Annotated in this window: 16 protein-coding genes and 5 pseudogenes; 4 read left to right on the forward strand and 17 right to left on the reverse strand. The window is 40.5% G+C overall.

Annotated elements, in window-relative coordinates; genetic code table 11:
* Positions 1 to 4: 4 nt before the first annotated feature.
* From ACAM39_RS02940 to ACAM39_RS02975, 8 genes and pseudogenes are all read right to left on the reverse strand, one after another.
* A pseudogene (locus ACAM39_RS02940) lies at positions 5 to 512 on the reverse strand (transposase).
* A gap of 66 nt (positions 513 to 578) precedes the next feature.
* Positions 579 to 1,079, reverse strand: a pseudogene (locus tag ACAM39_RS02945) (transposase); the annotation flags it as partial.
* Between the two features lie 32 nt (positions 1,080 to 1,111).
* Positions 1,112 to 2,014, reverse strand: a complete 903-nt coding sequence (locus ACAM39_RS02950; RefSeq protein ID WP_065263189.1) for a cation diffusion facilitator family transporter — start codon at positions 2,012 to 2,014, stop codon at positions 1,112 to 1,114.
* 86 nt (positions 2,015 to 2,100) lie between these two features.
* On the reverse strand, positions 2,101 to 5,241 hold the full coding sequence (locus tag ACAM39_RS02955) for an efflux RND transporter permease subunit (protein ID WP_369628171.1): 3,141 nt from the start codon (positions 5,239 to 5,241) through the stop codon (positions 2,101 to 2,103).
* A complete protein-coding gene (locus ACAM39_RS02960) occupies positions 5,231 to 6,460 on the reverse strand; it encodes an efflux RND transporter periplasmic adaptor subunit (RefSeq protein ID WP_309576110.1) in 1,230 nt (409 codons plus the stop codon). Before ACAM39_RS02960 ends, ACAM39_RS02955 begins: the two co-directional genes overlap by 11 nt.
* Position 6,461: 1 nt before the next feature.
* A complete protein-coding gene (locus tag ACAM39_RS02965) occupies positions 6,462 to 7,787 on the reverse strand; it encodes a TolC family protein (RefSeq protein ID WP_369628172.1) in 1,326 nt (441 codons plus the stop codon).
* A gap of 32 nt (positions 7,788 to 7,819) precedes the next feature.
* Positions 7,820 to 8,411, reverse strand: a pseudogene (locus tag ACAM39_RS02970) (transposase family protein).
* Positions 8,412 to 8,534: 123 nt separating this feature from the next.
* The gene (locus ACAM39_RS02975) at positions 8,535 to 8,951 is read right to left on the reverse strand and encodes a cation efflux protein, CzcI-like (protein WP_227522854.1); all 417 of its coding nucleotides are present in this window, start codon (positions 8,949 to 8,951) and stop codon (positions 8,535 to 8,537) included.
* Between the two features lie 332 nt (positions 8,952 to 9,283).
* On the opposite strand from ACAM39_RS02975, the pseudogene ACAM39_RS02980 reads away from it, so the two are divergent.
* Positions 9,284 to 9,643 (forward strand): annotated as a pseudogene (locus ACAM39_RS02980) (transposase); the annotation flags it as partial.
* Between the two features lie 7 nt (positions 9,644 to 9,650).
* On the opposite strand, the pseudogene ACAM39_RS02985 reads toward ACAM39_RS02980, so the two are convergent.
* The 5 genes and pseudogenes from ACAM39_RS02985 to ACAM39_RS03005 all read right to left on the reverse strand — a co-directional run bounded on the left by ACAM39_RS02985 (position 9,651) and on the right by ACAM39_RS03005 (position 12,891).
* Positions 9,651 to 10,158 (reverse strand): annotated as a pseudogene (locus ACAM39_RS02985) (transposase).
* Between the two features lie 595 nt (positions 10,159 to 10,753).
* Entirely contained in the window at positions 10,754 to 10,927 is a 174-nt protein-coding gene (locus tag ACAM39_RS02990; protein WP_188875803.1) for a hypothetical protein, read from the reverse strand.
* An 84-nt stretch (positions 10,928 to 11,011) separates the two neighbouring features.
* Entirely contained in the window at positions 11,012 to 11,416 is a 405-nt protein-coding gene (locus ACAM39_RS02995) for a hypothetical protein (protein ID WP_128680585.1), read from the reverse strand.
* 23 nt (positions 11,417 to 11,439) lie between these two features.
* Positions 11,440 to 11,979: a Holliday junction resolvase-like protein gene (locus ACAM39_RS03000; protein ID WP_128680693.1), complete on the reverse strand. Its 540-nt coding sequence runs from the start codon at positions 11,977 to 11,979 to the stop codon at positions 11,440 to 11,442.
* A gap of 12 nt (positions 11,980 to 11,991) precedes the next feature.
* Positions 11,992 to 12,891 carry a competence protein CoiA family protein gene (locus ACAM39_RS03005; protein WP_369628174.1) on the reverse strand — a complete coding sequence of 300 codons (900 nt, stop codon included), beginning with the start codon at positions 12,889 to 12,891 and terminating at the stop codon, positions 11,992 to 11,994.
* A gap of 121 nt (positions 12,892 to 13,012) precedes the next feature.
* Here ACAM39_RS03005 and ACAM39_RS03010 point away from each other — a divergent pair, with 121 nt between their 5' ends.
* A complete protein-coding gene (locus ACAM39_RS03010) occupies positions 13,013 to 14,125 on the forward strand; it encodes a hypothetical protein (protein WP_369628175.1) in 1,113 nt (370 codons plus the stop codon).
* A 161-nt stretch (positions 14,126 to 14,286) separates the two neighbouring features.
* Here ACAM39_RS03010 and ACAM39_RS03015 read toward each other — a convergent pair whose 3' ends face one another.
* Positions 14,287 to 14,649: a hypothetical protein gene (locus ACAM39_RS03015; protein WP_369628176.1), complete on the reverse strand. Its 363-nt coding sequence runs from the start codon at positions 14,647 to 14,649 to the stop codon at positions 14,287 to 14,289.
* A gap of 160 nt (positions 14,650 to 14,809) precedes the next feature.
* On the opposite strand from ACAM39_RS03015, the gene ACAM39_RS03020 reads away from it, so the two are divergent.
* Positions 14,810 to 15,061 (forward strand): helix-turn-helix domain-containing protein, encoded by a 252-nt coding sequence (locus tag ACAM39_RS03020; protein ID WP_188875799.1) that lies wholly within the window; start codon positions 14,810 to 14,812, stop codon positions 15,059 to 15,061.
* A gap of 107 nt (positions 15,062 to 15,168) precedes the next feature.
* Here the strand turns inward: ACAM39_RS03020 and ACAM39_RS03025 are convergent, their stop codons facing one another.
* From ACAM39_RS03025 to ACAM39_RS03035, 3 genes are all read right to left on the reverse strand, one after another.
* Positions 15,169 to 16,536 (reverse strand): tyrosine-type recombinase/integrase, encoded by a 1,368-nt coding sequence (locus ACAM39_RS03025; protein ID WP_369628177.1) that lies wholly within the window; start codon positions 16,534 to 16,536, stop codon positions 15,169 to 15,171.
* A 425-nt stretch (positions 16,537 to 16,961) separates the two neighbouring features.
* The gene (locus ACAM39_RS03030; RefSeq protein ID WP_369628178.1) at positions 16,962 to 18,038 is read right to left on the reverse strand and encodes an ABC transporter ATP-binding protein; all 1,077 of its coding nucleotides are present in this window, start codon (positions 18,036 to 18,038) and stop codon (positions 16,962 to 16,964) included.
* Positions 18,035 to 19,636: an ABC transporter permease gene (locus ACAM39_RS03035; RefSeq protein ID WP_369628179.1), complete on the reverse strand. Its 1,602-nt coding sequence runs from the start codon at positions 19,634 to 19,636 to the stop codon at positions 18,035 to 18,037. The genes ACAM39_RS03030 and ACAM39_RS03035 overlap by 4 nt, the downstream gene beginning before the upstream one ends.
* Positions 19,637 to 19,818: 182 nt before the next feature.
* On the opposite strand from ACAM39_RS03035, the gene ACAM39_RS03040 reads away from it, so the two are divergent.
* Positions 19,819 to 20,808, forward strand: coding sequence for an extracellular solute-binding protein (locus tag ACAM39_RS03040; RefSeq protein ID WP_315264095.1), 990 nt, complete (start codon positions 19,819 to 19,821; stop codon positions 20,806 to 20,808).
* Positions 20,809 to 21,046: the final 238 nt, after the last annotated feature.

The raw sequence follows: 21,046 nt of genomic DNA on the forward strand, positions 1-21,046 counted from the left end.
CTGTTCACAATCTTTTCAATAACAAAGCGATGAAAGCGAGATTGGTAAATTGAAGGCTCGAATTTAAATGACGCTCACAGTTTTTCCATAGACGTCTATTTTTCTCAAGCCAAGCAAACGAACGTTCTACAACCCATCGCTTTGGTATGACTTTAAACGTATGCAGTTCATCTCTTTTGGCAACTTCTGTGGTAAAACTGGTTTTGCCCTTACGGTTGTCCTTCTTTCGCGCTTTTTTGACTAATTTTTTTTAAGGCTTGGTCAAGAATGCTGTTGCCTTCTTCGTCAAGCTCACTCCATTTCTGAAAGTACGAGTGGACGGTGCGCCATTTGGGAAAGTCATGGGGTAGCTGTCGCCATTGGCAACCTGTTCTTAGTATATATAGCAAGCCACAAAATACGTCATAAAGGTCAACCGTTCTTGGTTTGGTCTTCTTCCTTGCACTTTCTAAAATAGGTAGTATGTGCTCAAATTGTTCTTTGCTAATGTCGCTTGGATAGGCTTTTCTCATGGTGAATTATTCGGTTATTAATCAATTATGTGGCTTATCCTAACATATTTTTTAATCGTGAACAGGTTCTAAGTAGACGATAGGATAGACGCTGCTCAGTGGCCGGTTCTGCCAAGCGGTGATGTCATCCAAGATGTTGTCAGTGACTCTGGAAACCAAGCTGCTTGAGATGTCGACGTCGTAGATGTCCTTGATGGTTTCGACAATCTCAGTAGTGGTTTGACCTTTGGCGTAAAAGCTGATGATTTTGTCATCAAGACCTGAAATACGGGTTTGGTGCTTACTGACAAGTACAGGCTCAAAGCTACTGTCGCGGTCTCTTGGGGTGGAGATCTCAAGCTCGCCTGTGTCGCTACGGACTCTCTTTTTAGTGTGCCCATTGCGCTTATTAGGCCTGTCTGCCTTTTCATGCTTGGGGTAGCCGAGATGCTCTTCCATTTCTGCTTCTAGGGCAGTGTCGATGAAGGACTGCATGAGCTGCTTTTGAAAGTCTTTGATGTCATCGAAGCTTTTCATGCTGCTGGCCATTTGCTCAGCCAGTTTCTTGATGTCAGATTGGTTAGTCATTGCTTATTCTCCTGTTAGTGGATTATAAGCAGTTACACAAAGTTTGGGAAACTCTCTGCCTTACATTTCGTATTTTCTATTTGTAACGTAATTTCAGTAATATTATGATTATGTTTTAGAACTTCTAAGGCCTTTTGATAGAGTTGATCTGTATTGCTATTCGGAGCAACCAAATGAGCAGTTAAATGAATATTTTTTGAGGATATAGCCCAGACTTTCAACTGATGAATCCCTTCAACGCCCTCTAGCTTCAATAAATCATTTCTTAACGACTCAATATCAATCTCATCAGGAACTCCTTCAAGCAGAATATTAATACTTTGTTTTAATAAAATCCAAGTTCGAGGTAAGACCCAGAAGCCAATTAACACAGCGATTACGGTATCAACCCACATCCACTGGGTAAAATAAATAACTATTCCTCCGATAATCACGCCTATCGATCCTAGAGCATCACTAAGAACTTCTAAATATGCACCTTTTATATTTAGACTTCCTTCAGCACTAGCAGAAAGGATTTTCATTGAAATCAAATTTACGACCAAACCAATGACCGCGACAATCATCATTTCAACACTTTGAATTTCAGCAGGATTCGTAAAACGTTGATAAGCTTCATATACAATATATATTGCTACCACAAAAAGCATCACCGCATTAAACAGAGCCGCTAAAATTTCAAATCGCTGATAGCCAAAAGTTCTTTTATCATCTGCGGCTTTTTTACCAATTTTGATAGCGGCAAGAGCAATAGCTAAAGCGGCTACATCAGTAAACATATGAGCTGCATCAGATAACAAAGCCAAACTTTGGGTAATAAAAGCAGCGACAACTTCTACTATTAAAAAAGTAGTCGTTAAACCTAAGGCAACCATTAACTTCTTACTATTTTCTTCAGTAACAACCGCATGGCTATGATCATGATGTTCTGACATAAAATATTTTCCTTATTCTATTTATGATGAGCAGAGATATTGGATAACAGCCAATATCTCTGCTGTAAATCGACTAATCTATTGGATTAAGAAACTTTTTTTTCATTTATCCAACGATAAAGCACGGGTAACAGCACCAAAGTTAGTAATGTTGAAGAGATAATCCCGCCAATCACTACGGTTGCCAGTGGCCGTTGAACCTCAGCCCCTGTTCCGGTTGCCAGCGCCATTGGTACAAAACCCAGTGAAGCCACACAAGCTGTCATCAACACTGGTCTTAAGCGCAAAATAGCCCCTTGCCACACGGCTTTATGCACTGGATATTTGTCCCTTAATTCCTTAATAAAGGTCAGCATTACCAGTCCATTGAGGACTGCAACACCAGATAAGGCAATAAAGCCAATTCCAGCTGACATCGATAATGGAATATCCCTTAGCCAAAGGAACAGCACACCACCGGTCAAGGCAAAGGGTACCCCGGTAAAGACCAATAGACTTTCTTTGACATTGTGAAAGACCGCCATCAGTAAAATAAAGATAGTGATTAAAGCCAGTGGAATCACGATTTGCATCCGTGCTTTGGCTGAAGCCAAATTTTCAAACTGACCGCCATATTCTATCCAATAACCACTTGGCAAAGTGTATGCTTTGAGCTGTGTCTGTACATCAGAAACAAAAGACCCTAAATCACGCCCTTCAACATTCGTTGTAACCACAACTCGGCGTTTACCATTTTCTCGACTGACTTGGTTGATTCCTTCAATGGTCGAGACTTGCGCGACATCCGACAATAAAATACTGCCACCATTTGGAAGCTGAATAGGTAACTGGGAAACAGATGCGACACTACGGTCTTGCTCTCCAAGACGGATAACAAAATCAAAACGACGATCGCCTTCTAAAATCTCTCCCACGCTTTGTCCACCAATACTGGTTGCCACAAGGTCTTGAATTGAACGCACACTCAAACCATATTGTGCAGCCAAAGTTTTATTTACCTCGACATTCAGTAATGGCAAACCTGAGGTCTGCTCAACTTTCACGGCACTGCTACCCGATGTTTGCTGAATGATTTTGGAGATTTTAGTCGCCTCAGTATTGAGGACATTCATATCATCACCGAAGATTTTCACACCAACATCACTACGCACACCTGAGATCAATTCATTAAATCGGAGTTCAATCGGTTGTGAAAATTCACTATTATTGCCTGGAATCGTGGCTAAATACGTCACCATACGGCCACGTAATTCATCTAAACTTTCTTTAGGATTTGGCCATTCTGAACGAGGCTTTAACATGATATAGCCATCTGAAATATTGGGTGGCATGACATCTGTTGCAACCTCGGCTGTACCCGTTCTGGCAAATACTGCCTTAATTTCAGGGAAACTCTTTAAAAGAAGTTTTTCAGTATTCTTCTGAATACGTAAAGACTCTTCTAAGCCTGTACTTGGTGAACGTAACTGTTGTACCGCAAAGTCTCCTTCACTGAGCTGTGGTGCAAATTCACTGCCGAGTTTGGTACTGATAAATCCCGTAATCACTAATACACACAGTGCAAAAATCAGCACAACTGCTTTGTATTGATACGAAATATCAAGAGTTTGCTGATATTTAGCTTTTAGCCATAACATCCAACGACTTTCTTTTTCTTGAATATCGCCTTTGACCCACAATGCCACAGCAGCAGGCACAAAGGTGATCGATAAAATAATGGCTGCAACAAGGGCGAGTACCACTGCCAATGCCATCGGATGGAACATTTTTGCTTCCACACCACTTAAAGCAAAAATCGGCAAATACACCACCAAAATAATAAGCTGACCAAAAATAAGAGGACGACGTGCTTGGCGGGCAGCCAGAAAAACTTCCTTAAAGCGTTCACTTTGTGTGAGAGGTCGTTTTAACAGTTGCTGTGTATGGGCTAAACGCCGGATACAGTTTTCGACAATCACCACAGCACCATCGACAATGATGCCGAAATCGAGTGCACCTAAACTCATCAGATTGGCACTGATATTTTTCTGTGCCATCCCGGTTAAGGTAAACAGCATAGAGAGTGGAATGACACAGGCAGTAATCAAGGCAGCACGGATATTCCCTAAAAACAGGAACAGAATGATGATGACCAGGATTGCTCCCTCTACCAAGTTTTTCTGAACGGTTTTAATCGCCTTCTCAACCAAGGTAGTACGGTCGTACGCCGTTTCAATCACTACCCCTTTAGGCAAACTATTCTGAATATCTTGAAGCTTGGCATCCACAGCTTTAGAAACAGTCCGGCTATTTCCACCCATCGCCATCATGGCAACCCCTAAAACGGTTTCTTTGCCGTTATAGGTTGCCCCACCGGTTCTTAAATCATGCCCAATAGAGACTTGCGCAATATCACCAACCCGAATTGGGCTGCCATTTGGGCTACCCAGCATGGTGTTCTCAATATCAGAAAGCCCATTGAATGCACCCGGTACACGTACCGTCAGTTGCTGACCATTGTCTTCAATATAACCTGCACCTCGGTTCTCATTATTTTGCGCTAAAGCCTGTTGCAGTTGTTCTAATGAGATATTCAGTTGCTGCATCCGGTTTAAATCGGGAGAGACCACATAGGTTTTTTCAAAACCACCAATAGTGTTGACCTCTGCAACTCCCTTAACACGTTGCAGTTGAGGACGCACAATCCAGTCCTGAATCTCACGCAAATCCATCGGCGTGTATGCAGTTCCATCCGGCTTTTTCGCATTCGGATCTGCCTTCAGTACCCATTGATAAATCTCACCGAGACCCGTAGAAACGGGGGACATCGTCGGTGCGATTTGTGCAGGCAACTCAGATTGCGCCTCCTGTATCCGTTGGTTAATCTGCTGACGGGCCCAATAAATATCAGTCCCATCTTTAAAGACAATGGTGACTTGAGAGAGTCCATAACGGGATATGGAACGGGTAAGCTCCAGATCCGGAATGCCAGCCATGGCATTTTCAATGGGATAGGTAATCCGCTGTTCGACTTCAAGCGCAGTAAAACCCTTGGCTTGGGTATTGATCTGTACTTGGGTATTGGTAATGTCAGGAACAGCATCAATCGGCAACTTCTGATAACTATAAATACCCACTGCAATCCAGGTACAGGCAAAGAGCAACACCCAAATCGCATTTTGTATGGAAAACTGAATGATTCGTTCGAATAAACCTTCTGGTTTTGGCAGATCAGAATTAATGTCCATGGCCTGCCTCGTCTTTTTCTAATTCAGACTTTAATAGAAAACTGCCATCCGCAATGTATTTCTGCCCTTCAGTTAATCCAGAAATGACTTCTAGCCATTGCCCATCCTGACTGCTCACGCCCACTTCTATTGGCTGTGCTTTAAGATGAACCAGTCCCTTTTCTTCAGACTCAATCACAAATACCACAGGTTTTCCTTCAACCTGCTGTAAGGCTTTTTTCTGGACTCTTAACGCTGTTTTTGCTTGTGCATCAGTCACAAAAACATTTACCAAAACATTTGGACGCAGTACATCCGCTTGTGTGGTGACTTTGGCACGCACTTGTAAACGTCCAGTTTGTAAATCTGCCTCTGGATTCAGCGTTTGTACTTTTGCTTGGTAATTTTGATCAGAACCATTGGTTTTAAAGTTTAAAATTTGCCCTACTTGAAGTTGAATATTTGAGGTATTTGGTAGATTAAATTCCAACCAAAGGTCTTTTAGATTTTCAATCACAAAAAGCTGATCCGCCAGTTGCACATTTTCACCGACCACAATATCTTTTTTACTGATCACCCCAGAGATCGGTGCTTTAATCAGAAAACGCCCATTGTTATTGCCACTTGCACCTAATGCATTTAAACGTGCTTGTGAGGACTGGACAGTAATCTGCGCTTGACGGTAGGCATTTTCGGCACGCTGGTAATCCTGTTTGGCAGAAATCCCCTGTGACCAGAGTTGCTGTTCGCGCTGGTAATCTTTACGGGCCAAATCCAGATTTGCCTGTGCCATACGCAGATTTGCCTGTTGGTCGATCAGTTCAGGCAGGATTAGTACAGCCAGCGTTTGTCCTTTTTGCACGCTCTGTCCTAAAGCCACATTGACCTGCTCGACATAACCACTAAAATTAGGCGATATCTGCGCTTGTTGATCGGTATTCACCACCAATTTACCTGGCAGGGTTGTCAGCTTTTCAACCAATCCTGTGGATGCAACAGCAACTTTTAAACCTTGTTCAACCATTTGTTGGCTGGTCAGTTGTATTTCGCCTTCTTCAGCATGTCCTTCTTCAGAACTATCTTTATCAGACTGTTCGGCATTTCCCTCATCATAACCACGCCCCTCAGATTCAGTTTTTTTTGAACTTAACCAAATAGCCAGACTGACCAAGACCGTAATCAGAATCAAAACTACAATCATGAGAGACTGGGATATTTTTCCGTTTTGCTTGGCGTTCATTTTATCGTGCTCCCCTATTGATTAAATTTTGCGATGCTTCGACTGCCTTTTTATTCAGTTGTGTATAGGCATCCGAACGGCTAATTTCTTCATAACTTGTGCCAATACTGAGTGCCTCAGCTGCTAGGGCAGTTTGCCAAGCTTGACGTAGAATTTGTAATTGACCCAATCGAAGATTCTGCAGTTGGGTGGTTGCTTGCTGAACGTCGGTAATGGACAGTTTCCCTGCCTGAAACCCTTGTAAAGTACGGCTCTGAACTTTGGTCGCCAAAGTAACTTGTGCTGTTGTGGCATCGAACTGGCTACGTAAACCTTTGAGCTGATGCATTCTGTTGGCAATATCGAGTATTTGTTGCTTCAGCTCAAGCTGCTGCTGTTGGTTCAGCAATATTTGCTGTTGCTGGACCATCGGGATCGCATATTGCTGGCGATTGAAAATATTCAGTGGAATAGCCACGCCGATTGCTAAAGTCGTATCGTTGCTTTTATTAGGGGTTTTGCTACTTCTCATGCCTACATTTAAAGTCGGATTGGGACGTGCCTGAATTCTTAAATTTTCAATTTGATGATCCGATTGCTGAATGTTCAAGGCATAGAATTTTTCTAGCCACCCTTCAGCAATATACCGTTGCACAGTTTGGAGACTTTGCTCTGGCCAAGGGATAGCGGTTTTATTCAATTGAAGATGTGAAGATGTTTCCCCCCCCCACAAATTAGACAGCTGACGACCGGCAGCTTGTTTATTCAGCATCGCTTGCTCATAAAGTCGTTGGATTTCTAGCGCTTCAATTTGGGCACGCTCAAAATCAACCAGGGCAATACTGCCTGCCTGATAGCGTTTCTGGGCACTGTCCAGATTGGCTTTACTTGTTTTTAACAGTACTGAATAAACAGACTGCTCAACCTCAGCAAGTGCAAATTGCGACCATGCAAATTTAACAATCAGTTGGCTTTGTGCCTTCCATAATTGCTGTTGCAATTGGATTTGTTGATTCGAGGTATTGGCAATCACCCGGTTCAGCTTACGCTGACCAAATAGATCTAGAGGTTGACTAACGCCAACATTGAATTCCTGTTCTTGACCTGAGCCAAAGCCAAACTGTTCTAAACTTATACTTGGATTCTGCCATAACCGACTTTGCTGAATATTCAATTCAGATATTTGCTGAACTTGTTGCCACGGCTTGTCTTGAGTCTGGTAACTTTGTACTTTTGCTAAAGCGGATTCAAAGCTGGTAACGTTTTCAGCATAGCTATATTGCATAGCCGCTGCACATATACAAGCAACCAAGCTATGACGCAAGAGTATAATTGATTGTGAAGACATGATTTTTCCCACTTATTTAAATAACCCCACTCTCAACTTGAAATAAGCAATTCAAACTGAAGTGGGGGATTACCTAACTGTTTATTGATTACAAAGCAAACGTTATGAGCCAAGATTTTACGCATAAATCTGTGAGACAAATGCCATAAATCTCTCGCTCTCACCTTTTGCATATTAAACCGCTGTGATAACTGACCAATCACCGTCTCAATATTGCGACGAGCATTTTTAAGGCGATTAAGTACACTAAGCGGTCTGTTATCGGGCATATTGACACACAGGAATGGGAAAGCCATCAATAAAATGAATGTTGTCTTGCCCATGCTGTTTAACGATATGCTGTTGTATCAAAGTTTTTACCTGTAGTAAATTGACGCACTGCTTGGCAAAGTTGGGATATGAGCCTATTTGTGGAAACCATGTTTGCCAATGCTGTTTAAAATACTGATGGATTTGTGAGTCGGTGTCCATCTGTAAAAACTCACCCACTATCTCCATGGTGATAATTTCACTGTCGGTTAGCTTTGGTGCATATCCGCCTTGCCTTAGCCGGTTTGTTACAATCTTTTTGTAGTAGTCATCTACCATTAGATAGATTTTAATGATAAATTCGTCGATGGGCAAGGCTTATCCTCTAATCTTTTTGGTCATTGATTAAAGTTTAAGTTCATGCCTTTTTTGTTTCAACCCCCTCTAAAAGTGTTGAGAGTGGGGTTTAAATAATAAAAGTGGTGGGAATGTTTTAGGCTACCCCACCATGAGCGGGGAAAATTCGGGAGGTGGGCTTTGTTGAAACAGGTCAGGAGCCTGATAGCTGTTTTTCCAATGAAATTGTGGATTCACTTTAACTTCAGAGCTTGGATGAAACACATCTACTTTTTCATTTTGTACAATCACATGCATCATCGATGGTAGATGATCTTGATGATCTTCACCGATTTCTAAATCGCTACTGAATGTTTTTATGTTTTCTGACTGTCCATTATGATCGTGTTGACGACTATCGCTGGCACACAAGGTATTTTGGTGATGACCAAAATGATAACTCTGCTGTGATTGAGGCTGTTGTTCATGGACACAAAAGGCCGCCGCCACATTCCAAAAGCTTTGGAACATGAACAATCCAACCAAGACTGTAATCCATGTAGTAGAACGCATCATCATAACAATCGAAAAATTTGTACCAAGTATAAGGCTTAGAGCCACTCCAAGGTCAAGCTTAATAAATTAAATTAAACATTCAATGAACACTGAATAGCCGGCACTTTTGCAAATTTACCTTGTCTCTATAAGCTCACATCAATTTCAGGTAAGAATAACAATAGATAGTGAACCGTACCGGGTTTGTCGGAGACTTTTTATTTAAGTTAGGCCACCTGACCTAACGGGTTAATCTTATCATTGTACATTGCTTCAAACTCAAAAGTCAATTTCCATGAGAGTTTCCCAAACTTTGTGTAACTGCTTATTATAATCCACTAACAGGAGAATAAGCAATGACTAACCAATCTGACATCAAGAAACTGGCTGAGCAAATGGCCAGCAGCATGAAAAGCTTCGATGACATCAAAGACTTTCAAAAGCAGCTCATGCAGTCCTTCATCGACACTGCCCTAGAAGCAGAAATGGAAGAGCATCTCGGCTACCCCAAGCATGAAAAGGCAGACAGGCCTAATAAGCGCAATGGGCACACTAAAAAGAGAGTCCGTAGCGACACAGGCGAGCTTGAGACCTCCACCCCAAGAGACCGCGACAGTAGCTTTGAGCCTGTACTTGTCAGTAAGCACCAAACCCGTATTTCAGGTCTTGATGACAAAATCATCAGCTTTTACGCCAAAGGTCAAACCACTACTGAGAACCTGTTCACAATCTTTTCAATAACAAAGCGATGAAAGCGAGATTGGTAAATTGAAGGCTCGAATTTAAATGACGCTCACAGTTTTTCCATAGACGTCTATTTTTCTCAAGCCAAGCAAACGAACGTTCTACAACCCATCGCTTTGGTATGACTTTAAACGTATGCAGTTCATCTCTTTTGGCAACTTCTGTGGTAAAACTGGTTTTGCCCTTACGTTTGTCCTTCTTTCGCGCTTTTTTGACCAATTTTTTTTAAGGCTTGATGAAGAAGGCTGTTGCCTTCTTCGTCAAGCTCACTCCATTTCTGAAAGTACGAGTGGACGGTGCGCCATTTGGGAAAGTCATGGGGTAGCTGTCGCCATTGGCAACCTGTTCTTAGCACATACAATAACCCACAAAATACGTCGTAAAGGTCAACCGTTCTTGGCTTGGTCTTCTTCCGAGCACTTTCTAAAATCGGTAGTATGTGCTCAAATTGTTTTCGACTAATGTCGCTTGGATAGGCTTTTCTCATGGTGATTGATTCGGTTATTAATCGATTATGTAGCTTATCCTAGCATATTTTTTAATCGTGAACAGGTTCTTATTATTCAAATCGTTTCTATAAAACTCAAACAATAAAAAAAGCCGTAATTTTCATACGGCTTTTAAGAGGAGGGTGGGATCAGAAATAAAGAAGCTATTCGTAATAAAAAATAAGAAGTTAGATACTTGCAGTCCAAGCTTTAATAACTTTTTATTTGATACGAATCTATGTTCACTAGATTTCTATCATTAGTCCACCCATTTTTAGTCTAACAATTAATCATGAAATTTCTCGTTAAAAAATGTAATTATAGGTTAATATTTTGTTTCAAATATTAGTCTAATGAAAAGATACTCAGCTTAAAATTGCCCTGCTTAAATTATATTCACTTATTTAACTAAAATAATCTAAGAAAAGGAGGGTTCGTCATAAATTTATATTTTAATTTAAGTAAAATTAGCCAAAATACTCTAAAACAATCCATATATCAGATAATTTAGTTGAGCAAACAGCAAAGTTATCGAGCATTATTTTTAACTTCGAAATTCCTATAGAGGCGACAGATAATGAATAAAAAATAAAATTACTCTTTGTAATGGGTTACATCTACGAAACTACCTGGGTCAACACCTTCGGGGAAATTATCCCAGGAGAGCCCAACTTTATCCATCTCAACTTCAACATCATGCCACATTTGTTTTTTCATTGGTGACATATTGTCGTCATCAATTTCCTCAATCTTATAATCACGATCCATTTCATTAAACTCCATAAAATTAAAAGGGGTATAGATTGGATTGAGATGAATAATAATTTTTTCAAGTATATTGGAAATAATTTTTTAAAATAACTGTTTTACATCTGAAAATTTTATAAAGTATACTGAGTCGTAATTAATATAGCCATTTTCAATCTTATCCCATTTAACCATGGTTTCTTTTGGCAGATGACCCACCACAGTACACTGCGGCATAGCACAAGTACGGATTTCTGCTTTATGAATCGTATAGCCTTGGTGTGGCTTATCAACATAAAAAGGTTTAAAAGCTTCATTTTGTCGAGCCTGTTCATCCGCTTTTTGCTTGGCGATAGATTGCCGATAGTTTTGCATATTTCTATCTATTGCTGCTTTTGAAGTATGCTCCATATCGGTCATAAATTTTGGAACGATGTAATACTTTAATGCCCCAAAAAATACCACTGCACCAATAATTTTATCCCATTGAATGCCATTTCTTCTAGCCATCATGTACTCCAATTTTTCCCAATTTAATTAACCGTAACTACTAGTGGATTTTGAGTCTCTTCATCTACCTGAATTCGCAGTTCTTTAAATTCAACCTGACCATTAGCGATGACTTGACGCAGTATTTTTTGTCTTGGACTTAGTTTAGCTTTGCCAGTTTTCACCTCGGCAAAGATTATTTTCACCTCTTCAATAGCTACACTCCCTTCACTACAATCATGTAAGTTGTGAAAAATCAGATAGTCGATAGGTTCTCCAAAAAAACGACAGTCCGCGGGATTGTAAGGGAAATCGGTAATAAATGGGGTAAATTGTTCGCCAATTTGCCCCTTTAACACATTTCGTTGCGCGTCATTTGACCGTTTCTTAGCTTGCTTAATTTCGATTTCAAGCTGTCTTTGGAATGTCATTTCACGTTCAAGTTGCTGATTACTGAGTTTGGCTATCTCTTGTTCAAGCGATTGAATGGTGATCGATTGTTCAAAATTTCGTTTCATTAGCCAATAGATAAACAAAGCCAATACTGCCATAACTGCAATAATTAAAATGTTGGTCACGCTCATCATAATGCTCCATTACGCCTTTGGTGTGGTATCAAGTTGTTGTAAACGCTGTAAAACGACATTTGCAAAAGGAAGACTATAGCGCCAACTTTTAAACTTTTGTGAGTAGTTACCGCCACCTTCATTCTTCCAAGATTTCAGCATTGCCACAATTTCAGGATGATAATGAACACATTTGACAGATAGCCCACCATCAGCAAATGCCCACACATCGACCCACATTCCCATGATAGTAAAACGGTACTTGGTAAAACTATTCTTAGTCGCTTTGCTTTCTACCATTAACTGTACAGGTAATGACTGTGGCATAGTTGTAACGGTGGGATTTTTGACTCCGACGACAGGTTCAAAAACTATTGGCTCTGGATAAATCCATCGCTTATTATTAACCTCGTTCAAAATATAAGCCCGTGCTTCTTCACTAGGTAGCTCGATATCTTGTGTTAATAGCTCTCGTAAATCTATTTCAATTGTTTGAATGCTGTGATGCTTAATCAATTCAAACTTATCCGAGTCAATAAACGAAGTAACTGCAATCTCAATAAACATTAAATCATGTTCATCACATGCGACCAAATCAGGGCGAAAGCTGCCAACTGACTGCTCAGGGATCACTTTAGTAAATTGCCAGACTTTGCTACTTTTATTTTGGCTATTTGGTAAAGCAGGTAAAGTTATACGTTTTTCTTCCACAATGACTTGCTTGGCAAATTTATGTAAAATGCTTTCTGGGTTAATATTACAGCTTTCTTTGTTACTACCATGAGCGAAATGATGTTCATTTTTTTCACCTTTTTTAGCAACTACTGGCTCGCCACATTCGAAGCAAAAACAGTCACATTTGAGTCCTCGCTCAACTTGTTTAATACTTACTAATTGGTCGTTTTTATTTACTGCAATCGTCATTAACATTTTGGTTTCTCCTTACTTTAGGTTGGTGGGGTAAGGGAAGAATAGTGTTATAATTTTTGACTGAGAACCCATCACACACTGAAATAACACCCACGATACACCGTAATTTTGGAATAAATTAATGAATATCAATAAGTTAGATATTTGTGACTTTTTGCTAAAACTTGCTAATAATACTGGCAAAAAATCTATTGTAAGAAAAATGCTTATTGAGCTGTTAGAGGGTGAAGTTGAGAATGACCAAGAGTTTCCAGTTCGTCAATTAAGAAATTTGCTTTACGCCAATGCAAAAGATATAGATATAAGTTTGGTTCAGGAAAAAACACCACAAAAATATAAAGCAGAAGATTTACAACAAGAGTTGGACAAATTAATTGAAGGGCAACAAATAGGTTTTGATTTTTTTGGCAAACTTGGTGTCAGACCTATCGTTCGTGAGAACCCTACAGAGGGTAATCAGCCAAAAGAGTTTTGGCTAGAGTTTATGCCGTATGATTTGAGCGGTAAAACGGAAAATCAAAAAGATAAATTTTCTAAAATATCCGTTGATGATGTCCAATCTCAAAATCTAGATACACTATTAAAAGACTCTATATTATTACTACAGCCACCCAATATAATATCTGACTTTAAAAATAATTTGGACATAGTTTATGAACGTAGCGCGTTGAATGTATCGAATCTATCTCGAAGGGCAAGGTTTTTTTTCAATCAAGAGGGGGAGTTGATTGTTCGAAGTCCTAAAGGCATTACGTTTATGTTAGCTTTAATGATAGGGTATGTCTTTAATTGGATTGTACTACTAGCAACAATTGGATTATTTGTCTCTGCGTTATTATCAAAAAATATTTGGATGACTGTTTTAACGTTTGTTTATCTAGTTGTGCTAATTCCGTTTCTTTACTCTAATTATAAAAATAAGTATCAACGAATGCACTCATTAGTCTCAAGACGCATTATAAAAGCACCAGCGTTTCTATTGAGTGGGAATCAATTTAATGCAGATTTAGAGCTATTTCGTCCTACTGACTTTAATATTGCTAGAGTGAGTGAAATAATCTCAATTTGTCCCATATGTGCGTCACAAATTCAACTAAGTTACGGTGACGATATATATAAATATTATCTAGTTGGTCGATGCAGGAATGCTCCAGATGACCATGTATTTTCATTTGATAGGATGAAATTAACTGGGTTTTTTCTTGGGCATGAAGGCTATTTAAAGGGTTTATAAAAATCATCAAAAGTACATTCAATCAAACTTCAAAATTTTATCATTGACTTCTAAAACATTCTCAAATACAAGCCAAGCTACTTAGAAATCAGCAGCTTAGCTTTGATAAATGTTATTAGTCAAAGTTAATTAACCTATTTATTAAGTAGAATTTCAAGAAACTAGTTAAAAGAAAATTGTGAGGTGCCTTTATCAGTATCTATTTGAACTTCAAGGACGTCTTTGGTATTACAGCTTTGAATTGGGACTTCCATCGATTGACCATATCCCAACACTCTAGGTTGAAAGCGCAATAAATTACAGTTACCGCGATTGACTGTAACCCCATTGACCGTGACATTATCTGAACTTTTAGATTGAATAATTGCATAGGTTATAGGTCTTGAACTCCAAGGATTAGGTCTATCTTCCATACTTACATTTAATATATCTTCACTTGCTCCATTTGATGAGCTACAACCTGTTAAAAATAAACAAGTTAAAAGGAACGTTGCTACTGATAGATTCAAAGCCAACTTCTTCATAATTTCTCTTCCTAAAAATATATGAACCTTAAAATTTATAGTTTTTGGAGGAATAAAAATGACAATTTACATCTAAAAATTTAATCACTAATATCCTAATTTGGGATTATCCTAAAAAGGAATAAAAATAGCAAATCAATTCTTAGTTGGTATGCTAAAAGTGAAGACTATTCACAATCCACGATATGAGAGATTAATTGAATGTCTGATAGATGCTCGTAAATCTCAGCATTTGACGCAAGTGCAACTTGCAGATGAATTAGATAAACCTCAATCTTATATTGCTAAGATTGAGGGTAGGGAAAGAAAAATTGATATCATTGAGTTTTTTGAACTTTGTAAACAATTGAATGTAAATCCAATCAATCTCTTACAGACAGTTTTTATTAGTAATGAGACTTTGAATAATTAAGTTTTTATTATAAAGCTGCAATGAAAATTTTGAAGAGTAGGGGTGATAACAGTATAACCAATATTACAGCTAGCATAATTGCAGTTCTCATTGTTTAAATAAAAATATTATTTTAATAATTCTAATATTTTATCTTTTCCTAATTGTTTAATTAATTGTTTTATAAGTTCGTCAGGCGTCCCTTTGCTTGAGTTCAATGAAGTGCGATTTTTAAAACGGCTCACATCTTCATCGTTGCGTAAATCATCAAGATAATCTGCCCAAGTTTGCATCATTTCAGCTCGGTCTTCTAAAAACTCAAAACGCCCATAAGCGGTGCCATTTTGGTCTTTTGTTATATGACCAAGTCCCATTTCAACAATCACAGCAGGATATTTCAATTGTTCTTGTAACATCGTTTTTGCTGATGCCCTAAATCCATGCACGCAATGGATATTTTGATAGCCTAATTCTTTAAGATGCTTATTGGCAGTGTTGTCCGAAATAATGCCATTCTTTTTGGCAGAAGGACTATAAAAAACATACTCATGATGCCCATTAATCTTAAATTGATTTTTCAAAATGGTAATCGCTTGGTGAGGTAGAGGTACAACCATATCTCGCACCATGTGTTCTTTGCCTTCGCCTTTAAGCGGCTGAAATCGCCATTTGGCTTCGTTAAAGTCTAAATCTGCCCAACGCATACGACGTAAATCGCCATTGCGTACAAAAAGCATCGGTAATAGCCTAAGGGAGCTGATGGTATTTGAGTCAACTTTATCTTTTAAAGAATCGATATCTTGCAACAGTTTAGCAAATTTATCGGGCTGAATAATTGCAGGACGGTGACCGTATACGGGCTTAATCAATTGGCTTTTTACCATACTGGCTGGATCTGTACTACAAAAACCACGAGCGCTAGCATACTTAAAAATATCGCTAGCGATGCTGGCACAGCGTTCAGCTTTTTCTGTAGGTTTACCGTCTGCCTTAACGAACTGGTTTTGCACATCAATCAACATTGAAAGCATATGCGGCGGCGTTATTTCATCGATAGGTGTTTCACCAAAGCTGTCTTTAAGTAGTTTTAGGCAGTTTAGTTTACGTTGTAAGGTGTTAGGCTTAAGCGTTGATTTGAGCGTTTCAAAGTACTCGTCAGTAAAATGACCGAATGTGTTATCATTGTTTCGCAATAACGCTTGCTTAACCGTTTCTCGATTATCCTTAGGATCAATGCCTTTGCTAAGTAATTCTTCATTTTCACGCCATAAATCACAAGCACGAGCAAGTGAAATACTAGGATAAGAGCCAAATGAGATTTTGCCTTGTTTATTGGTTTTGGGTGAGTAGTAGCGATACACCCACGACTTCGTATCATTCGGACGTACTCGTAATGATAGGCGTGGATGATTTTTGACAGAAACAAAATATTCTTTGTCATCAGGTTTATGAGTAGCAATACTGCGATCGGTGGTAATAGGTTTTCTTGAGTCCATATATAAAGCTTTCAAATTTGGGGTACTTGTTGGGGTACTTGAAATGCAGAATTTATATGGATATTAAAACACAGTATGAGATAATAATAAATAGTAAAACGTTGATAATAAAGGGATTGAGAGACAATGCGATTTCATATGAGATAGTCATTCGACACCCGCCGAGCGCACCATTCTTAATGCCTAAATTATTGATTTCATGAGGATTCTAATTTATTCATGTTTTTATGGATACATAATAGGCGATACATATCCATTGGTAGAATGTAATTGCTTGTATGACTGTCCATAGTGAAGGATAATCTTTTGCAATTCGATCAGCAACTCGGCGGCTCTATTTTTAACTTCTGTTGGGTGTTTTTTGGTTTTCATAAGGGTATTGTTCAAGAGTTTTAGGTCTCCGACAATTCCGGGGCGGTTCACCTTTATTGACGGCTTGCAGGCAGGTGAGTGATCAGCAGCCCTACGGTTTCGCCCAATATGGCAACATCTGTGGGTGAGTAGACCAACACACGCTCTTGACTAGCAAGCTGCACTTCATAAACCACATGACTGCCTTTAAACTGCTTGGCGATAATCAATCCATTAACCGCGCTGTTTGTTTGGGGTACCACCGATAGCCATTCTGGTCGAATCAGCACTTGGTGACTGTCTGCAAAATAAGGATAATCGCTCATTGGCAACGTACCGATTGCGGTCACCAAGTCATTGCCATGTTGCTGCGCCTGTAGAAAGCTACCTTTGCCGACAAATTTTGCCACCGTGGCGGTACTGGGGGCTTGATACAATTGAATTGGCGTGTCCCATTGCTGCAATCGACCATCTGCCAACATACCGATTTTATCGGCTATCATAAAGGCTTCTTGCTGGTCATGGGTCACCACAATGGCGCTGATTTTTTTGGCTTTAAGTAGCTGCTGAATGCTCATCGCCAACGCTTCTCGCATATCGGCATCGAGACTTGAGAATGGCTCATCAAACAAAATCAGCTGTGGATTGGGGGCAATCGCCCGTGCCAATGCCACCCGCTGCTGCTGCCCGCCAGATAATTGATGCGGGTAGCGACATGCTAAATGTGCCAGTCCTATCAAGGTAAGTAAAGCATCAATGTTGCCCTTTCTGTCAGTTTTTGACAAGTGTTGAAGCCCAAAACCAATGTTGTCTGCCACCGTCAAATGCGGAAACAGCGCATAATCCTGAAACACAATGCCAATCTGGCGCTGATAAGCAGGGATATTGATGTGGGTGCGGCTATCAAATAGCGTCCGCTTACCAAATTGAATTGAGCCTGCTGTCGGGGTTTCAAAACCTGCAATGCAGCGTAGCAGGCTGGTTTTACCACAGCCAGATTGACCGACCAAACACGCAATTTGCCCTTGCGGCAACTCAAAACTAATCTGATCGAGGACGGTTTTGCTAGACGGGTGATAACTGAGCGATAACTCATTCACAGTCAAATGCGCATCCGATACCGCGTTCTGCGATAAATCATTGAAGTTCATGTTACGTTACTTTCCTTGGAAAACAAAATCACGGGCAGCAGTCCCGCTAGTATAATGACCAGTGCAGGCAATGCGGCTTGCTGAAACTGCCCTTCCATGGTAAAGGCATAAATTCGCACCGCAAGTGTGTCCCAATCACTAGGTCGGGTCATTAGCGTGATGGGCATCTCTTTCATCAAATCGACAAACACCATGAGTACGGCAACGCCTAGCGAGCTTTTGACCAAAGGGATATACAAACGGCGAATCAACGCAACACCGCGCACATTGAGGATGACTGCCGACTCCACAAGACTTGGGCGGACACGCTCAAAACCTGCCTCAATGCTCGACACTGCCAGCGCCAAAAAGCGAATAATATAGGCTAAAAGCATCACAATTAACGTGCCTTTGATGATAGCGGTCGTACCATCACTGACGGGCAAAAATTGTAATAACAGATTGTCCATCGCTGCAATTGGGATAAAAATACCAATCGCCAATACCGAACCAGGGATGGCATAGCCGAGCGTGGTAATACGCATCAAAATCGTGGCAAACAATGACTTATCACTGCGCTTGGCAATCACAAGTAGCAATGCCACAACCATGACCAATACCGCACCAACAAGCCCAATCACTAATGAATTGCCCATCGGCTGGAGCAACGCGCTCACATCGCCCTGCTGCCAATGTGCGACCACCCAAACAATCAACTGGATGACAGGTAGCACAAAGCTGACCAGCAAAATCACACCGCAATAGACCGTTGTCAGCCAACCCAAACCACTAGGTAGCGGCTTTGGCTGGATTGCCGTTGATTTTTTGGTGGCAAATTGACGGCGGCCGCGACTCAGCTGCTCCAGCATAATCATGACAAATACAAATAGCACCAGTAAAGAAGCCAGTTGTTTAGCAGTATCAATGGAAAAAAAGCCAAACCAAGCTTGATAAATAGCAGTAGTGAAGGTTTCTACCCCAAAGACAGATACCGCACCAAAATCTGCGAGGACTTCCATCATCGCCAGCAGCAAGCCACCCATGAGCCATGGACGCGCCATCGGTAGGGCAATTTTGAGTAACGATTCGCGCGGCGTCAAGCCAAGCGATGCGCCCATCTCCAGCGCCTGTTGCCCCATACTGGTAAAGGCGTTGCGAGCGAGCAGATACACATAGGGATAAAACGCGAGTATCAGCACAATCGATAATCCCCAAATATTGCGGATATCGGGCAGTCCTTGTGCAAACCCCTGCTGCTCTCGCAAATAGGTACTAATCGCACCCGTATAGTCAAACATACCCAATTGCACAAACGCCAATACGTAAGCAGGTACAGTAAGTGGCAGCATCATCGCCCAAAAAAATAGCTTACGTCCTGGAAACTGGTACATCGCCGTCAGCCATGCGGTGGTCACGCCAAGTAGCAAAATCCCGACGGACGTCGTGATTAGCAATATCAGGGTGTTTTTAAGTAGTAACCCCAACTGATAATCAAGCAAAAACTGCCAAATCTCTTGGTCAATCTCACCAAAGCTAGTAAGTACCACCAAAAGCGGCAGCAATACTAGAGTCGAACATAGCACCAGCCAAAACCGAGCCAAACCAATACCCTTATTCATGTGCACCCAAATCGTTAACCTTAATGTAAATAATAATTATTATTGTTTAAATAAATATTCTATATTATACTACGAAACCACTACGTTTGGCGGCGATTTAAACTTGCATCGTCGCATCGTCAAGGTCTGCTTTTTAGTAGGGTGTTCGGTATAATTTTTTAGGACGAATAAAAGGGTAAATTATGAAACGCTTGATGGCTTTTGGTATGTTGATGGGTGCGGTAACACCTGCGCTAGCAAGTGATCTGGTGATTTATTCAGCGCGTGCTGATAATTTGTTGAAGCCGATTGTGGCAAAATACCAGCAGCAAACAGGCGTAAAAATCAAGCTGGTCAACGATAAAGCAGGCGTACTGATCGAAAAAATTAAAGCAGAAGGTGCTAATACCCCAGCTGACTTACTCATCACAGTCGATGGCGGTAACTTATGGCAAGCGGCGCAAGAAAACATCTTAAGACCTGTCAATTCAAAAGTACTCGAAACCAATATCCCGCCGCAATTCCAAGACCCACAAAATCGTTGGTTTGGTATGTCAGTGCGCGCCCGTACCATTTTTTACAACCCAACCAAAATCAATCCAAGCCAGCTATCAACTTACGCAGATTTATCTACCCCCAAGTGGAAAGGCAAGCTGTGTTTAAGAACGTCGGACAATGTCTATAACCAATCTTTGGTTGCCACCATGATTCAGCACAACGGCTTACCACAAATGGAGCGTATTTTAAAAGGTTGGGTCAGTAATCTAGCCACCGCGCCATTTGCCAATGACACAGCGCTGCTTGAAGCAATTGACGCAGGTCGCTGTGATGTCGGTATCGCCAATACTTACTACTATGGTCGGCTGCTTGATACCAAGCCAAACATTAAGGTCAAACCCTATTTTGCCAACCAAAAATGGCAGGGCACCCATGTCAATGTATCGGGTATTGGCGTAGTTAAACACAGCAAAAACGCGGCACAAGCACAAAAATTTATGGAATGGCTCAGTGGCGCAGAGGCACAAAATTTATTTGCTGACTTGAACAGTGAATACCCAGCCAACCCACGCATCGCACCAGATCCAAAAGTCGCCAGATGGGGCAGCTTTAAGCAGGACATTATCAATGTATCCGTGGCTGGTAAAAACCAACGCCATGCGATTATGCTAATGAAAAAAGCGGGTTATAAATAAACACGGTATTCGCTTGTTTGTTAAAGATACAGTTTAGGTAAAAAAAACGAATGTCACTGTGAGGTGGCATTCGTTTTTTTTATTGATTAAGGGGTAAAGGAAAAAAATTATGATGGCGTTACTCACTCGTTTAGTTGCCCAAGATTTTTTAGTGGACGAAATGCTAAAAATGCTATTCATCCAACCCAGTTTTATTCTATGATACGGCTTTTCATCCAGTTGATAATAAGTTAAATGG

The sequence above is a fragment of the Moraxella sp. K02 genome, assembly GCF_041154755.1.
Lineage (GTDB): Bacteria > Pseudomonadota > Gammaproteobacteria > Pseudomonadales > Moraxellaceae > Faucicola.

Excerpts from the sequence above, each read along its gene's own strand:
- ACAM39_RS02950 (WP_065263189.1), bottom strand. The coding sequence starts at position 2,014 with ATGTCAGAACATCATGATCATAGCCATGCGGTTGTTACTGAAGAAAAT.
- ACAM39_RS02955 (WP_369628171.1), bottom strand. The coding sequence starts at position 5,241 with ATGGACATTAATTCTGATCTGCCAAAACCAGAAGGTTTATTCGAACGA.
- ACAM39_RS02960 (WP_309576110.1), bottom strand. The coding sequence starts at position 6,460 with ATGAACGCCAAGCAAAACGGAAAAATATCCCAGTCTCTCATGATTGTA.
- ACAM39_RS02965 (WP_369628172.1), bottom strand. The coding sequence starts at position 7,787 with ATGTCTTCACAATCAATTATACTCTTGCGTCATAGCTTGGTTGCTTGT.
- ACAM39_RS02975 (WP_227522854.1), bottom strand. The coding sequence starts at position 8,951 with ATGATGATGCGTTCTACTACATGGATTACAGTCTTGGTTGGATTGTTC.
- ACAM39_RS02990 (WP_188875803.1), bottom strand. The coding sequence starts at position 10,927 with ATGGATCGTGATTATAAGATTGAGGAAATTGATGACGACAATATGTCA.
- ACAM39_RS02995 (WP_128680585.1), bottom strand. The coding sequence starts at position 11,416 with ATGGCTAGAAGAAATGGCATTCAATGGGATAAAATTATTGGTGCAGTG.
- ACAM39_RS03000 (WP_128680693.1), bottom strand. The coding sequence starts at position 11,979 with ATGAGCGTGACCAACATTTTAATTATTGCAGTTATGGCAGTATTGGCT.
- ACAM39_RS03005 (WP_369628174.1), bottom strand. The coding sequence starts at position 12,891 with ATGTTAATGACGATTGCAGTAAATAAAAACGACCAATTAGTAAGTATT.
- ACAM39_RS03010 (WP_369628175.1), top strand. The coding sequence starts at position 13,013 with ATGAATATCAATAAGTTAGATATTTGTGACTTTTTGCTAAAACTTGCT.
- ACAM39_RS03015 (WP_369628176.1), bottom strand. The coding sequence starts at position 14,649 with ATGAAGAAGTTGGCTTTGAATCTATCAGTAGCAACGTTCCTTTTAACT.
- ACAM39_RS03025 (WP_369628177.1), bottom strand. The coding sequence starts at position 16,536 with ATGGACTCAAGAAAACCTATTACCACCGATCGCAGTATTGCTACTCAT.
- ACAM39_RS03030 (WP_369628178.1), bottom strand. The coding sequence starts at position 18,038 with ATGAACTTCAATGATTTATCGCAGAACGCGGTATCGGATGCGCATTTG.
- ACAM39_RS03035 (WP_369628179.1), bottom strand. The coding sequence starts at position 19,636 with ATGAATAAGGGTATTGGTTTGGCTCGGTTTTGGCTGGTGCTATGTTCG.
- ACAM39_RS03040 (WP_315264095.1), top strand. The coding sequence starts at position 19,819 with ATGAAACGCTTGATGGCTTTTGGTATGTTGATGGGTGCGGTAACACCT.